The 14,384-nt window shown below is 34.1% G+C and carries 13 protein-coding genes and 1 pseudogene; 6 read left to right on the top strand and 8 right to left on the bottom strand.

Going from position 1 to position 14,384, the window contains the following annotated elements:
• The first annotated feature begins 101 nt into the window (after nucleotides 1-101).
• Nucleotides 102-344, top strand: coding sequence for a glutaredoxin family protein (locus tag Y7E_RS0109835; RefSeq protein WP_017151106.1), 243 nt, complete (start codon nucleotides 102-104; stop codon nucleotides 342-344).
• Nucleotides 345-356: 12 nt separating this feature from the next.
• Here Y7E_RS0109835 and Y7E_RS0109830 read toward each other — a convergent pair whose 3' ends face one another.
• The 3 genes from Y7E_RS0109830 to fadH form a co-directional block, all read right to left on the bottom strand.
• A complete protein-coding gene (locus Y7E_RS0109830) occupies nucleotides 357-857 on the bottom strand; it encodes a DUF3993 domain-containing protein (protein ID WP_017151105.1) in 501 nt (166 codons plus the stop codon).
• Nucleotides 858-1,038: 181 nt separating this feature from the next.
• The gene (locus tag Y7E_RS0109825; protein WP_017151104.1) at nucleotides 1,039-2,256 is read right to left on the bottom strand and encodes an EAL domain-containing protein; all 1,218 of its coding nucleotides are present in this window, start codon (nucleotides 2,254-2,256) and stop codon (nucleotides 1,039-1,041) included.
• Between the two features lie 266 nt (nucleotides 2,257-2,522).
• On the bottom strand, nucleotides 2,523-3,287 hold the full coding sequence (gene fadH / locus Y7E_RS0109820) for a 2,4-dienoyl-CoA reductase (protein ID WP_017151103.1): 765 nt from the start codon (nucleotides 3,285-3,287) through the stop codon (nucleotides 2,523-2,525).
• Nucleotides 3,288-3,583: 296 nt separating this feature from the next.
• On the opposite strand from fadH, the gene Y7E_RS0109815 reads away from it, so the two are divergent.
• Together Y7E_RS0109815 and Y7E_RS0109810 are read left to right on the top strand one after the other, a co-directional pair.
• Nucleotides 3,584-4,441 (top strand): metallophosphoesterase, encoded by an 858-nt coding sequence (locus Y7E_RS0109815; protein ID WP_026049163.1) that lies wholly within the window; start codon nucleotides 3,584-3,586, stop codon nucleotides 4,439-4,441.
• Nucleotides 4,442-4,540: 99 nt separating this feature from the next.
• Nucleotides 4,541-4,774: a hypothetical protein gene (locus Y7E_RS0109810; RefSeq protein WP_017151101.1), complete on the top strand. Its 234-nt coding sequence runs from the start codon at nucleotides 4,541-4,543 to the stop codon at nucleotides 4,772-4,774.
• 452 nt (nucleotides 4,775-5,226) lie between these two features.
• Here the strand turns inward: Y7E_RS0109810 and Y7E_RS29465 are convergent.
• Together Y7E_RS29465 and Y7E_RS0109800 are read right to left on the bottom strand one after the other, a co-directional pair.
• Nucleotides 5,227-7,335 (bottom strand): annotated as a pseudogene (locus Y7E_RS29465) (RNA degradosome polyphosphate kinase).
• 109 nt (nucleotides 7,336-7,444) lie between these two features.
• Nucleotides 7,445-8,983 (bottom strand): Ppx/GppA family phosphatase, encoded by a 1,539-nt coding sequence (locus Y7E_RS0109800; protein WP_017151098.1) that lies wholly within the window; start codon nucleotides 8,981-8,983, stop codon nucleotides 7,445-7,447.
• A gap of 179 nt (nucleotides 8,984-9,162) precedes the next feature.
• Here Y7E_RS0109800 and Y7E_RS0109795 point away from each other — a divergent pair, with 179 nt between their 5' ends.
• A complete protein-coding gene (locus tag Y7E_RS0109795) occupies nucleotides 9,163-9,621 on the top strand; it encodes a YkyB family protein (protein WP_017151097.1) in 459 nt (152 codons plus the stop codon).
• Nucleotides 9,622-9,651: 30 nt separating this feature from the next.
• On the opposite strand, the gene Y7E_RS0109790 is transcribed toward Y7E_RS0109795, so the two are convergent.
• The gene (locus Y7E_RS0109790; RefSeq protein ID WP_051128658.1) at nucleotides 9,652-10,272 is read right to left on the bottom strand and encodes a YkyA family protein; all 621 of its coding nucleotides are present in this window, start codon (nucleotides 10,270-10,272) and stop codon (nucleotides 9,652-9,654) included.
• Nucleotides 10,273-10,327: 55 nt separating this feature from the next.
• Nucleotides 10,328-11,146 carry a peptidoglycan-N-acetylglucosamine deacetylase gene (locus Y7E_RS0109785; protein ID WP_026049162.1) on the bottom strand — a complete coding sequence of 273 codons (819 nt, stop codon included), beginning with the start codon at nucleotides 11,144-11,146 and terminating at the stop codon, nucleotides 10,328-10,330.
• A gap of 416 nt (nucleotides 11,147-11,562) precedes the next feature.
• On the opposite strand from Y7E_RS0109785, the gene Y7E_RS0109780 reads away from it, so the two are divergent.
• Nucleotides 11,563-11,796 (top strand): phage holin, encoded by a 234-nt coding sequence (locus tag Y7E_RS0109780; RefSeq protein ID WP_017151094.1) that lies wholly within the window; start codon nucleotides 11,563-11,565, stop codon nucleotides 11,794-11,796.
• A 27-nt stretch (nucleotides 11,797-11,823) separates the two neighbouring features.
• Here Y7E_RS0109780 and Y7E_RS0109775 read toward each other — a convergent pair whose 3' ends face one another.
• Nucleotides 11,824-12,336: a hypothetical protein gene (locus tag Y7E_RS0109775; RefSeq protein WP_017151093.1), complete on the bottom strand. Its 513-nt coding sequence runs from the start codon at nucleotides 12,334-12,336 to the stop codon at nucleotides 11,824-11,826.
• A gap of 499 nt (nucleotides 12,337-12,835) precedes the next feature.
• On the opposite strand from Y7E_RS0109775, the gene Y7E_RS0109765 reads away from it, so the two are divergent.
• Nucleotides 12,836-14,371, top strand: coding sequence for an MDR family MFS transporter (locus tag Y7E_RS0109765; RefSeq protein WP_017151091.1), 1,536 nt, complete (start codon nucleotides 12,836-12,838; stop codon nucleotides 14,369-14,371).
• Nucleotides 14,372-14,384 lie beyond the last annotated feature (13 nt).

Below are 14,384 nucleotides of genomic sequence, written 5' to 3'. Positions count from 1 at the left end.
AAAAAAGAAGTAAAAAGCAGAAAGAAAATCTTTCTCTTCCTTTATTGCGATTTTTAAAGCTGCAGAATATAATAAAAAGCAGAAAAAGAGGAGGATTTATGATGAAAAAAATTGAGGTTTATACACAACCAGATTGCCCACCATGTACCATTGTAAAAGAGTTTTTAAAGCACAATAACGTAACATACGAAGAATTTGACGTAAAAAAGGATGCTTCTGCTCGCAACCGTCTTTTATATGACTATAATTCATACTCAACTCCAACTGTTGTCATTGATGGAGAGGTTGTCTCTGGTTTTCAAATTGAAAAATTACAACAGTTACTAAACCTAGAACAGGAATAGGCAATGCGTCACCTATTCCTGTTCTTTCAACTCTTGTAATTTTTTTATTTCCGTCAAAAGTTGCTGACTCTCATGATAACCAGCTAACTTCCATTTCCCTTCCTCTTTTTGCAACGTAATAATTTGATATTGTTCATTTTTCATCCGTTCATATACATGTAAAATTCTATGCTCTTCGTCATATGCTAGTTTCGTTTGAGAAGTAAAAGAAAAAGGAGCTTCTTTTGTAGGGAGTAAATATTCACCACTTTGTTTATCACCATTGCTATTTTCATCCGTAAAAACTTGAAGAAAGTTATTTGTAAAATAAGGTGATAGTGCATCATACATTTTGCTCATCGATAAATGCTTCCCACGAATTGAAAATTGTGCCTCATATCCCTTTTGAATCGTTGTAAATACTTCTTTTCGATCCACCTTTATTTCTTCTTTACCAAGAACCGTTGTAACACTATACCCAACTAGAAAGGCAACACATAGAAATAGAACAAACCAAATTCCATATTTTCTCATTCTTTCACCTTCCTTTAACAGAGCTTGTCTTTGTAGTATTCATTGTAACAATGATTATGCAAAGAAAGGGATGGTTTCGTTCGTAAAATCTTTACAATGATAGACAGCATTTTTGCCGTCTTTCTCACTATTACCAATTTATGATAAAAAAAACAAAAAAATGCACGAATTGCTTCGTGCATTAAAATAAAACATCTTCTTCGTATAAAAATTCATAGGACAAATCAATAAATAAAAAATGTTCATCATCAATTGGAAAGGAAAATGTTCGTACCATTTCTCCTGTTTCTATATCTGCATATAAGTCAGAGAGCCTTGCTTTATTTTCGAATCTCATTTTCATTATATTTTCTAAAAAATATGGGCGCCAGCTCCAATTTTTCATATAATACTCTGGCATAACAATCCATTCACCATCTTTTTTCATAATGTTTCCCGATTGCTGAAAGCCATCTTCATTACAAATAAAGATTCGGAAACTATAATGCGATACATGTTGACTAAAATGTAATAACCAATCATTCACGTCTTCATTCTTTTTCTGCCTAGATAAAACATTCCCAACTTGATCACGCAATGTTTCCGTCAATTGATAAATTTTTTGTAGTTTTTTCTTTTCATGCTGAATAAATTGATGACATTCATTACCAAGACGTTCTTTTAAAATATCGGCTTCAATAAAGTCTGGTAAACACTCTTTCAAATAATTCCCTTGATAATATCTTCCGCCATTTTTCCAAGCATATTGCAACTGATAAAAAGCGTCAATTTCTTCATATAATAATGTCGCACCAATTCTTCTCGCTAATAATGACAAAGAATATAAAATATCTTGATAAGATTGTAAAAGTGCAGTTTGTCTTAAATTCGTTAAATCCACCTTTAAAATGTCAGGTGCCAGTACACTAATCCGTTCCAGATTACTCGTACCCGTTCCTACTTTATTAATTGAAATTTGAATACCATATGTACGGTAATACATAAGTAAATGATTAAATTGTTCTATATCTTCCTTACACTCGTGCTCTGTTATTTCTAAGACGATACACCCTAAATTCAATCCTTTTTTTTCATACATTAACAGCAAATGAAGTAAGCTTTCATCTTCATCATTCATTAATATGTTTGCATTACGATGTATAAACAATAAAAAATTTTGATTTGTTTCCAAGTAGCGTTCTAATGCTTTTTCTACTATGACATTATCCGCCTCTAGTTGAAATTCACCTGGAATGGAATCATCATGAAAAAAAGAAGAAAGACTTTGTATCCCTTCTTCCGTTTGGATACGTCCTACTACCTCATATCCAATTACTGTATGCTCATCAGCACTAAAAATAGCTTGATAATAAGGAAGGACTTTATCCAAATTACTCATCACATCTAATGCATCTACCAAAATGTTTCCCTCCCTTTACTTTTCAAAAAATTATAACACGGTATGTATAGAAAAATAATAAAAAATCCCTTCAGTTTTCCTGAAGGGATTAGAGGGGTAAAATGCTAAGGGGAATTAGCAATTCTACTATGAAGAAAAAAGAGGTCTTAAATATACCTTATAAAAAACCCATTGTAAACACTTTTCTTTCATATGTCACAAATCCGTCACATTTTACCTCACATTAACGGGCAGTAACCCCCACGTTTCACTTTATATAATCCCTTTTAAAACGGATACTGATGCAAATGCTGTCCACCATCCATGGTCATACATGTTCCATTTATATATGCAGCTTCATCGGAACATAAATAAAAAGCTAAGCCCGCAATTTCTTCTGGTGTACCAAGCCTGCCGAGCGGGACACTTTGTAATGTACGCTTGGCCATCTCTTCTGAAATCCATAATTTATCCGCACCGCCTGTTCGTTCGATTGGTCCAGGAGCAATTGCATTAACGCGAATGCCATATTTACGTCCCCACTCAACAGCAAGTGTTTTCGTCATTGCCAAAACACCAGCTTTCGCAGCTGCAGAATGAATGACACCAGGTCCTGCATCCCATGCATACGTCGCTACCATATTAATGATATTTCCTTTTATCCCTTTCTCAATCCAATACTTACCTACTGCTTGACTACAATAAAACGTTCCATTTAATACAATATTAATAACTGCATTCCAACCATTAACAGATAAATCTTCTGCAGGACAAATAAAATTCCCTGCTGCATTATTAATTAAAATATCAATACGCCCAAATTTTTCATCAATATATTCAATCATACGACTTATATCCTCAATATTTCGAACATCCATTTGTACTGTCAATACTTGCCCTGAAAATTGTTCAATCTCTTTTTTTGTTTCTTCAAGTTTTTCTTGCGTACGCCCCGTAATAACAACGCGTGCTCCTTCCTTCGCAAAACGAGCTGCCATCCCTTTTCCCATTCCACTTGAACCACCTGTTATAATAACTACTTTTTCTTTCAAATATATCCCCTCCCAAAAAAATGAATGCACATTCATTTTACCATTTTATTTAATAGAAATCTTTATATTTTTAAAGTTTTCTGATATCTTTATATACAATCACTCTTTTCACAATAATCATGCTCTTGACTCTAGACTATTCTACTAGATTGCACTTTTACCGTATAACAAGGTAAACCAACTCAAATATGATTCTTTAAGAAGAACTAAAAAGAAAGGAGAGCTGTTGCGGCCTACACCATATTCATATAATCCTTATGCTGCCTTTTTCATTATATAGGCCCACTCATATTCCTATGAAACAAATAACAAGAAGAAACTTTATAAAAAACGGAATACGCTCTTGTTTCTACACCTGTATTACGGCTAGTATCGGTTATTACTATGCAAAGTATATTGAACCGTACTGGCTTTCTTTGACACATCATACACTTCGTTCTTCACTCATTCCACCAAGCTTTCACGGTATGAAAATTGTTCAATTTAGTGATTTACACTTAGGATACTATTTTTCTCTCCAACACCTTTCTACAATTGTTTCAAAAATAAATAAGACTGCACCCGATATTGTTCTGTTTACTGGTGATTTAATCGATGACTACCAAACATATAGCGAAATTCCTTTTGTTTCTTCAATTTTACGAAACATCCGTGCATCCTTTGGTAAATTTGCAATCTACGGAAATCATGATCATGGTGGGTATGGAACCGAATACTATAGTCAAATTATGAGTGATGCGGGTTTTGACGTATTACAAAATACCGAAAAACGTATTCGCTTATTAGATAATAGCGAGATTTCTATTTTTGGAATCGATGACATGCTTCTTGGCAAACCAGAAATCGACGTAACATTACAACATGTGCAGAAAGAGCTATATACAATTGTACTCGTACATGAGCCTGATATAGCACCTAAAATTGCTAACTTTCCAGTGAACCTCCAGCTTTCTGGACATAGTCATGGTGGACAAGTACAACTTCCCTTTTTAGGAGCAATCGTTACCCCAGCACTAGCAAAGCATTACATTGAGGGATTTTATCATATTCAAGAATTACTTCTTTATGTAAATCGCGGTCTTGGAAGGACACGTGTTCCATTTCGTTTTTTGTCCAGGCCTGAAATTACAGTATTTACCCTTCAGCACTTGTAACCTATAATTGCCTATTTTCTTATATATCCTTTCTTGTACTCGCTCATCCATGCTTTTTCACCATATGATAACAATGAGTCCAATAAAGGAGGTTTTTACGTGTACCCATATCCTCAGCCCTATCTAGTTCGTTCAGGACCCATTGGCCCAGTAAGTGACTCACGCTTCTTACCATTCTTCGGTGTTCCATTCTTAGCAGGACTTGCTGGCGGTCTACTTGGCGGGGCATTAGCATTTGGCCCTAGGCCACCATACTATCCTCCATACCCACCACCATATCCGCCAACTCAGTTTCCTTGTTACGGAGGTCCCTGCCAGCCATATTATTATTAATATAAAGTGAAACTTTAATCAGCGGTTCTTTTTTTCATCCCCACTGATTATCAGCCCTTACCAATCAAGCTTTTATGGGCCGTTTATCTCCTACCTAACTTCTTTGCTTTCGCTGAACTTTGAGGTGAGAGTATGACTGCCCACGAATAGCGGGATAAACAAAAACTATGAAAAAAGCCTCTTATTTGCAAAAGGCTTTTTTCGTCGTATTCTCATAATCTTGGCTTACAAGTTATTAAACTTAAGTATTTGATAATATATACCCATTTTGATTTGCTGACATATAAATCGCTGCTACGAAGAACAAAAGGTGACATGTACTCGTTTTCTCTCATTATTTTAACTTGGCATGGGGCAAGAAAAGGATCTGACCACTTCTATGTATAGCTGGATGCTCTCTCACACCTAAAAAAGGTTTTAGGTTGGTTTTTCAATTTGTATTTATATAGACATTATTCCGCATCTGTATTTTGATAAGCCATCTTAAATAATTTCACTTGGCTATCAATCTCTTGTGAACCATTATTTATTATATAATAGTATTCACCATCTTTATTTTGTTCACGTGTTTTGACGTTATCCGCTAAAATAAGCTGCAAGATTGCTTTTATTCTTGCTTTCATTTCAAACCCTAAAATTGGAAATGAAATTTCCACCCGTTTTTCCATGTTCCTTGTCATCCAATCGGCTGAAGATAAGTACACTTTTTCATCCCCATTATGATGAAAATAATAAATACGGCTATGTTCTAAATAACGTCCAACAAGGCTAATCACACGAATATTTTCACTTATGTTTTTAATACCAGGCCGCAAGCAGCACGTTCCTCTAACAACAAGTTCTACTTTCACTCCAGCTTGCGATGCTTCATATAGTTTTTGAATTAACGGTTTATCTGTTAACGAGTTCATCTTTGCAATAATATGTCCATTTCCATATTGTTTATGATAGCGAACTTCTTCATCGATTAATTCCATAAATTGATGACGTATATCAAACGGTGCTACTGACAAGTGATGAAAATGCGGCTTTGTTGTATAACCACTCAAATAATTAAAGAAATTTGTCGCATCTACCCCAAAATCTTTCCGGGATGTAATATAGCCAAAATCTGTATATAATTTTGCTGTCGCATCATTATAGTTTCCTGTTCCTAAATGTACAAATCTTTCGATTTTTCCGTGTTTTCTCCTTACAACCAGCGTAATTTTACTATGTGTTTTCAAATGACTTACACCATAAATAACATGGCAACCAGCTTGTTCAAGTTCCTTTGCCCAATGGACATTATTTTCCTCATCAAAACGTGCTTTTAATTCAACAAGTACTGTTACTTGTTTCCCCTTCTCAGCTGCAGTCTTTAATGCCTGAATAATCGGAGAATCCCCACTTACACGATATAATGTTTGTTTAATCGCTAGCACATTCGGATCATCCGCTGCATCACGTACAAAATCAACAACAGGTTGAAAAGATTCAAATGGATGATGTAATAAAATATCGTGCTCGACTGCTTTCTCAAATACATCTTCTTCATCATCTAAATCTTGAGGTGGCTGTGGAATAAGAGCTGGATAAACAAGGTGTTCATATAAAGGCGCTAATTTTTTATATAAGGAAAATAAACAAGTTAGGTCTAATGGCCCATCCATCATATATACATCTTCATCTTGCACTTCTAACACTTCATATAATAAAGCTAAAACTCTTTCATCAACATGCTCTTTTCCAATTTCTAAACGAACAGCTGTTCCCTATTTGCGTTTTTTCAACTCTTTTTCAATTACTTTTAATAAATCACGTGCACCCTCTTCGTGTATTGTTAAATCCGCATTACGCGTTATACGAAAGCGAGTAACTGACGATACTTTATATCCTGTAAATAATTTATGAGTAAAGCTACTAATTACATCTTCTAATAAAATAAATTTATGTTTTTGGTCTTCACTTGGTAAAAAAATAAAACGTTCGAGCAATGATGGCACTTGAACGATACCAAGTTTTGTTCTGTTTTCTTCCTCTACCTGTTTTTCATCATATAAAATCGTAGCTAAGTTTAAACTTTTATTTAGAAGCATTGGAAACGGACGATATGCATCGATTGCTACAGGTGTTAAAACTGGGAAAATTTGCTCATCAAAATATTCTTCAATAAATTCACGTTGTTCTTTCGTTAAATCTTGAAATGTTAACGGCTCGATACCTTCCATTTCAAGCGCTGGCAACACAGTATTTTTAAACGTATTATACTGAACCGTCATCAATTCATGAGCTTTCGTAGCAATTTTATTTAGCTGCTGTTTCGGTGTTAAGCCAGCTTTATTTTCTGGTTGATTAAAGCCCGCTTTTACTTGATCTTTTAATCCCGCAACACGCACCATAAAAAACTCATCCAAATTCGAACTAAAAATACTAATAAACTTTAATCTTTCTAAAAGTGGATTACTTTGATCTTGCGCCTCTTGTAACACACGTTCATTAAAAGCAAGCCAACTTAACTCGCGGTTATTATAGTAAGCAGTATCATTTAAATTCACAGGATTCTCCTTCATCAATTCCATTTCCCTTCACACTTCCCTTTGAAACTTTTTCAATATAATTTAGTTACATTTATTGTAGCAAATTCCAATTTATTTCAGTGTAAATTTTTCGTAAAGACATCCGTACAACTTAACATTTCCCGCCAAATACTAGATTAATGTTCATCTTCAATACTTTTTCAAGTTGTTTTTTTTGCTTTTCAGCCTGTACTTTTTCTGCTAAAGCCGATTGTCCACACTCGATATGAAAGACAAGCTCCTCTTTATTTTTCTTCACTTGAATCGTTTCAATCAGTTCCCTTTGCCTCACATTTAAAGCCGCAGAAAATTGTAAAATCGCTCCTAACAAACGAATCTTTTTTTGTTCACTTTTATCAAACCATCCTTCAAATGGCTCCAAATGCTGTTTAAATAACATTTTCGACTTATAGGATGCGATAAGCGCAAGCTTAATACGCTCTTTATGCATCATACCGTCAATTGTTTTATTCGCCAATAAATAGAATGTATGTAGACGACTTGCTTCTGCATCTATGTATTTCCCAATATTAAACACTTTGGCAGCTTGATAAAATATACCCCAATCTTTTTCTGAAAAAGAAATAATTTCAGACTCTTCAAGTTGTGTACAAATTAACGTTCCTTGTTTGATAAGTTGAATAACAAATTTCATATCCATTTCATATTCATAGGATAATAAGTGTAAACTCTCCTCTATCACATTTGGATAATAAGAAACCCCTAAGTTTTTTGTAAGTTCCTCATAGAAAACACCTTCTCGTAATCCTTTCCTGCTTAATACAAAGGACGGAGCTTGTATTATATTTGTTAACATATAAAATACTTCTACCGCTGGAATAATTGTATCAGCCCGATCTTTTGCTAACCCATCTAACTTCTGTAATTCTGCAAAAGAAAGACTTTCTAATTCCTTTTTTACATCCCCTATATCCGCTTCCTCCATTTTATATAAATGTAAACCTGCTATCGGATAAGAAATTATATTTTGATGAATTTTCACCATATTCCGAGCACTCCCACCTATCGCAATAAGAGGTAACTTTTTTTCCTTTAACCAAGGTAACGTTTCAAATTGATACCATAAATATCTTCTTAATTCTTCTAATTCTTCTGCAGTCGGTGTCTCATGATGAATAAATTGTTGTTTTAAAGAAAGTGCTCCAAAAGGAAAGCTATAATATTCTACAATTTCTCGATCCCGAAAATATGTAACCTCTGTACTCCCCCCACCAATGTCGACAGTAATTCCTTCAGTAAAAGAAGTTGAATTCATCACAGCTAAGTAACCGTAGCGTGCTTCTTCATATTCAGATAAAATCCTAAGTACAAAATCAGTTTTTCCTTCTACAAGCTTTTTTATTTCTTCTTGATTCTTTGCTTGTCTAATTGTTGCTGTCGCAACGCAAAGCACATTATGTAATCCGTGAAACCTTGTACTTTCTTGAAATTGAAGTAATGTTTGCAAGAGTATATTCATTCCTTCTTCTATTAGCACACCATCTATTAGATAATTTCTTAACCGTGCAACAACCTTTGTATTTTCGACTTCCTTATAAAAACCTCCATTTCGTTTTTCATAAATCACCAATCGCATCGTGTTTGAACCAATATCAATAATGGCATATTGCTGTTTCAATATATCTTTCACACTTCTCACTCTTTCATTATCAAATTTCTAGAAAACATTCCTATCACTATTATACAAAATAGTTGTTTTTGGTAACAATATTGCTTTAATATTGAAAATATATACAATCATTTTTTGTATATAATAAAAACTACTTTTGTTTATGCTATAATATTGAAAAACTAGAAAGGGGTCCCACTATGAAACCTTCACAACCACAGTCTCAGTCACACAAACATCATTCTATTGATCGATTGGCTCAATCTATTTTCATTGTGAACCGACATGCCAAAGCTGCTACAAATCCTAAATATTTATACTGGTTGAAAAAAATTGCTTTAGAACGTTTAATTAGTGAAAAAAAAGCAATAAAAGAAGGATTACATTTCTCTAGGAATCCGCGTTTTAGTCAGCAACAATCAGATGTTCTCGTTCGATTAGGTGACTATTTTTTCCATATCCCTCCTACAAAAGATGATTTCAGTACTCTCCCGCATCTCGGTAGCCTTGAATCTTCCTATAGAAACCCCAAAACAACTCTTTCCTTGGCAGTAGCAAAAAAAACGCTTCAAGATTATATTGGACCAGAAGCACTAAAACAAGAAAAGAAATTAAGCGAACCGATTCCTTGGTATCGTCGTACGTACACAAAGAAATAAAGCAGGCTTGGCCATAACGGCCAACCTGCTTTATTTCTTCTCTTCTTTTATTTTAATGTTCGCTTGTTTATAAAATGCTACTTTTTCTGTATTATATGATTTTGTATATTCATTGAACTTATCTTTTTCAGCATCAATATCTTTATAAGATTGGTTCACCGTTTTTACTTTATCACTAATATCTTTTAATTTTGCCCCTGTATCTTGAAGCATTGTAAATAATTCTTTTTCTAACTTTAATGATTTACTATAGTTATCATACATCTTCTTAAAAGACTCATGTCGTTTTTCGTAAGTATTCTTTACTTTGTCTGCTTGTTCTTTTAGCTTACCATTTTCGATTTTTTTCACATATTTATCAACTGATTTTACTTCTTCTTGCGCTTTGTTCAATGCTTCTTTTTCTTTATCAATTACTTTTCCACGTTCTGCTGTATTTTTCATTGCTTGATCTAATTTTTCTTTCACGGCTTGATTATTATCTTTTCCTTCTTGTACAATTTGACCGTATAATGTTTGACCTTCTTTTTCTAATGCCTCTAATTTTTTCGCGTCTTCAAACATTGGTTTTTCTTGCTTCGCAGCATTTTCAAATGCTACATATAATTCCTCTTCTGGTTTTGGTCCAAAACAACCAGCTAATAATGTCATAGATAAAGCTGCTACAATTGCTATTTTATTATATTTCAACTTCTTTTCCTCCTACTTATATACGATCATCATGCCAAAAATTTAATGGAAAATGAGCAGATTCTTCATATACTTCAAACTCATACCCTTTTTTACGAAGATCATCAATAATTGTTTGCAATGCTTGTACAGTTTGTTTTTTTTCATGCATTAAAATGACTTCACGTTCTTGTTTAGCACCTGAAATGACATTTTGTACTACACCATTCGGATTCCCTGGCAATTTCCAATCTAAAGAATCAATAGTCCAGTCCCATTCTTTCATATTTACTGTTGCCATTTGGTCCCTTAGTGCTTGATTAAGTCCCGGCATACTTCCATACGGGCAACGAACAAGCTTTGGTTCAACCCCTGTAACATCTTTCACAATTTTCTGTGCTTGTTTCATCTCTTCTACAAACTGTCCCTGTTTATAAAGTTTGGCATAGTCATGTGTCATACTATGAACACCTGGATAATGCCCTTCCTTTACTAAACGTTTCACACTCTCTGTATGAGATGGGATATTTCCGCCAATCATGAAAAATGTTCCTTTTATTTCATTTTTCTTTAAGATATCTAAAATTTCTTTTTGAAATTCACTCGGTCCATCATCAAAAGTTAAGTATGCAACTTTACGTACTTCCCCATTAAATTTCACCGGTGCTTTTTTATCCAATCCAACTTTTTCCTGTTCACTAACAAGCTGGATTGGGTTTTCCTGAGTGGCTACAGCTCTTGCAGGTGATGTAAAGGATTGAAATATGAAAAACCCCGCCGCGATAGCACTAATTGCAATAGCAATTATAACTATCCGCCTGATCAAAGGCGATCGTCGGCTCCTCACGTCTATCATTCTACCATTCCCTTTCTCTCTTTCTATCAATCTTTTCTTGTCCATTTTACACAGTGTAAAGGCTTACTTGCAACAACTTACAAATATTCTTTTTTTTTCCTTAAAAAGAAAAGTGTAGAGATTGTTTCCTCTACACTTTTTAAATGAAAACCATTGTGCAAAATGTATTGACACATCCATCACAATTATATGATGTTTAAATCTATTTTTAAAGACTTTTGTTACAAAACACCATTTTTTTGTAACAAAAGAGAAAAATTTGTTACGAAAAGCATTATTTATATTCCATAACAATAATATTTTTCTGCAAAATAAAAAATGGACGTTATCATCGGCCATTTCTACTTATAGCTTGTATTCATTTTCTTTTCTATTTCATATATATAGTATATATTCATTACCGAAAGGAGAAGAAGATGTTACCAAAAGAAAACATTTCAGACATCATTCGTTTTTTAGCCGGATTTCTCTTATCATTAAAACTATTATTTGAATCATTCGGGCTTTCTTTTATTACAAATGACCAAATTGATGCAATCATAAATGTTGCTTCTTTCTTATTTATTTTATACTTCGGATATAAAAATAACTATGTAGGAAAAAAAGGCCTGGAACAAAAAGAATTACTAAAGAAGCATAACCTTCATTAAAAAAGGAACCCATGTCCGGGTTCCTTTTTATTGTATCAACATTGCTTCTTTTGTTTGTAATGGTCCATATAATCGGCCCTTCTGCCGGAATGTATATGTAGCACGTAATGAAATACTAGGCGGGATTTGTATACGTGATGCTTTCACCTGGCAGGTTAATTGAGTCTTTTCACCTGATAGTAATTCATCAATACGCCACCTTACAAGTTGAAATAAAAACTCTCCCGTTCCTTTATTCGTTTGTAATGTATTAGGGATATATGCAAAATGATCACGAATCATATGACTAACGATTACGTGAGAAACCTCTTCGCTTCCTATATTTTCAACTTCTAATTGAATAATAAGAATTTCATGTTCATCATAAACAACTTTTTGTGAAAAACACTTCTCTTTTTGACTGCGAATTTGTAATGTTACTGCTACATTTGGATTAGATTGTTTGCTCGTAACTTCTTTAGAACCACCTTCCATCCACATAACAGGCTGTAAAGACAAAGGGAACACTTCTTTATCTAGACTTATTTCCCACATTTTCACAATAACAATTCACCTCATTCCAGATGTTATTATCTGTACAAATTTATTCTGCTCTCTTCAATAATAAAACACCCTTCTCCAATTCGTTCCCTTTAAAACGCCCTCCTATTTTATCCCAATAAAAAATATACGTCTTCAACATTTTTATCTTTCTTCTTTATCTTATTCGACAACGCGATTAAAAAACCATTTTAAATAGCCATACACCATGTCATTTACTAACTTCTTTTTTCTTCAATATTAAAAAATCTAAAGTGTAACTTTAATAAGTGGAGATCATACTACCCGCGAATAGCGGGATAAAGTAAAAAATTTGCCTTTTAGTCAAATTTGACTATAATATGATTTATACTTTCTATTCTTTATGGCACTAAAACACCATCTTCTCTTATAAAAGAAACAGTGAAATCATAGTCGTACATAAAGACATACTGAAGCACAAACTACTAATAGGATTTTCCTAAAGAGCAGTTAATCTTATATAAAAGGAGGACTATGTTTGCAAGAACAAACATCTCAAAACAATGTAAATAAAACAAAATTTGTTGTTGCTGGATTATTACTCGGTATTTTAATGGCAGCAATGGATAATACAATCGTTGCCACTGCCATGGCGACAATTGTCGGAGACCTAGGAGGATTTGATAAATTTGTTTGGGTCACATCAGCTTATATGGTAGCAACGATGGCAGGAATGCCGATTTTCGGAAAGCTTTCTGATATGTATGGTCGTAAACGTTTTTATATCGGTGGGTTACTTCTCTTCTTATTCGGCTCTATTCTTTGCGGTACAGCGACAAGCATTGAACAGCTAAGTATTTACAGAGCAATTCAAGGGATTGGTGGCGGTGCTCTCATGCCAATTGCCTTCACAATCATGTATGATATATTCCCACCAGAAAAACGAGGGAAAATGACGGGACTATTTGGAGCAGTTTTTGGAACGTCAAGCGTATTCGGTCCTTTATTAGGCGCTTATATTACTGATTATATAAGTTGGCACTGGGTCTTTTATATCAATATTCCATTAGGTCTTATTTCCTTCTTCTTCATTTCCAAGTACTACAAAGAGTCTCTACAATATAGAAAACAAAAAATCGATTGGGCCGGTGCCATTACACTTGTAATAAGCATTGTTTGCTTAATGTTTGCACTAGAACTTGGCGGTAAAGAATATGCATGGAATTCCAATATGATTCTTGGCTTATTTGCTATTTTTGCTATTATGCTTATTATCTTCTTCTTCGTAGAACGACGAGCAACAGATCCAATTATTTCTTTCCATCTATTTAAAAAGCGTTTATTCGCAGCAAGTCAAGGTGTTGCCTTTTTCTATGGAGCAGCTTTTATTATTTGCACTGTTTATATTCCAATCTTTGTCCAAGGCGTTCTCGGTGGTTCTGCATCAAATGCCGGATTAATTTTAACACCGATGATGGTCGGTTCTGTAATTGGAAGTCAAACAGGTGGACAATTTGCTTCGCGAACGAGTTATCGTAACATTATGATTGTGTCTGGTATTTTCTTTGTACTTGGTATCTATTTACTCAGCACTTTAACGATGGAAACACCACGCGCACTCGTAACGCTCTTTATGGTTCTTGCTGGACTTGGAGTCGGCTTCTCTTTCTCTGTTTTAAGCATGTCTTCCATTCACAATCTAGAAATGAGAGACCGAGGTTCTGCTACATCCACAAACTCATTTTTCCGTTCTCTTGGCATGACTCTTGGTGTAACAATTTTTGGGACTATTCAAAACCATATTTTCACTGATAAATTAAAAGCTATTTTCCCTTCAGAGTTGGCAAAAATGGCACCAAAAAGCGGGGATACGAGCTTTTTATTATCACCACATGCTACTGAAAAAATTCCACCTCAAATATTGGATGGAATTAAACAAGCACTTGCGGCATCTATTGCTGATACATTTTTCTGGGCACTTATCCCAGCTATCCTAAGTATCATCTGTATTATACTGATGGGTAAAGAACGTCTCTTAACTGGAACAACGAAAAAACAGAAACAAGTAAGTTAATACATGCCAAAAC

This window comes from Bacillus bingmayongensis (assembly GCF_000299035.1).
GTDB classification, from domain to species: Bacteria; Bacillota; Bacilli; order Bacillales; family Bacillaceae_G; genus Bacillus_A; species Bacillus_A bingmayongensis.
The sequence above is the reverse complement of the archived record's forward strand: the minus strand, read 5'-3'. Positions and strand labels throughout refer to the sequence as shown.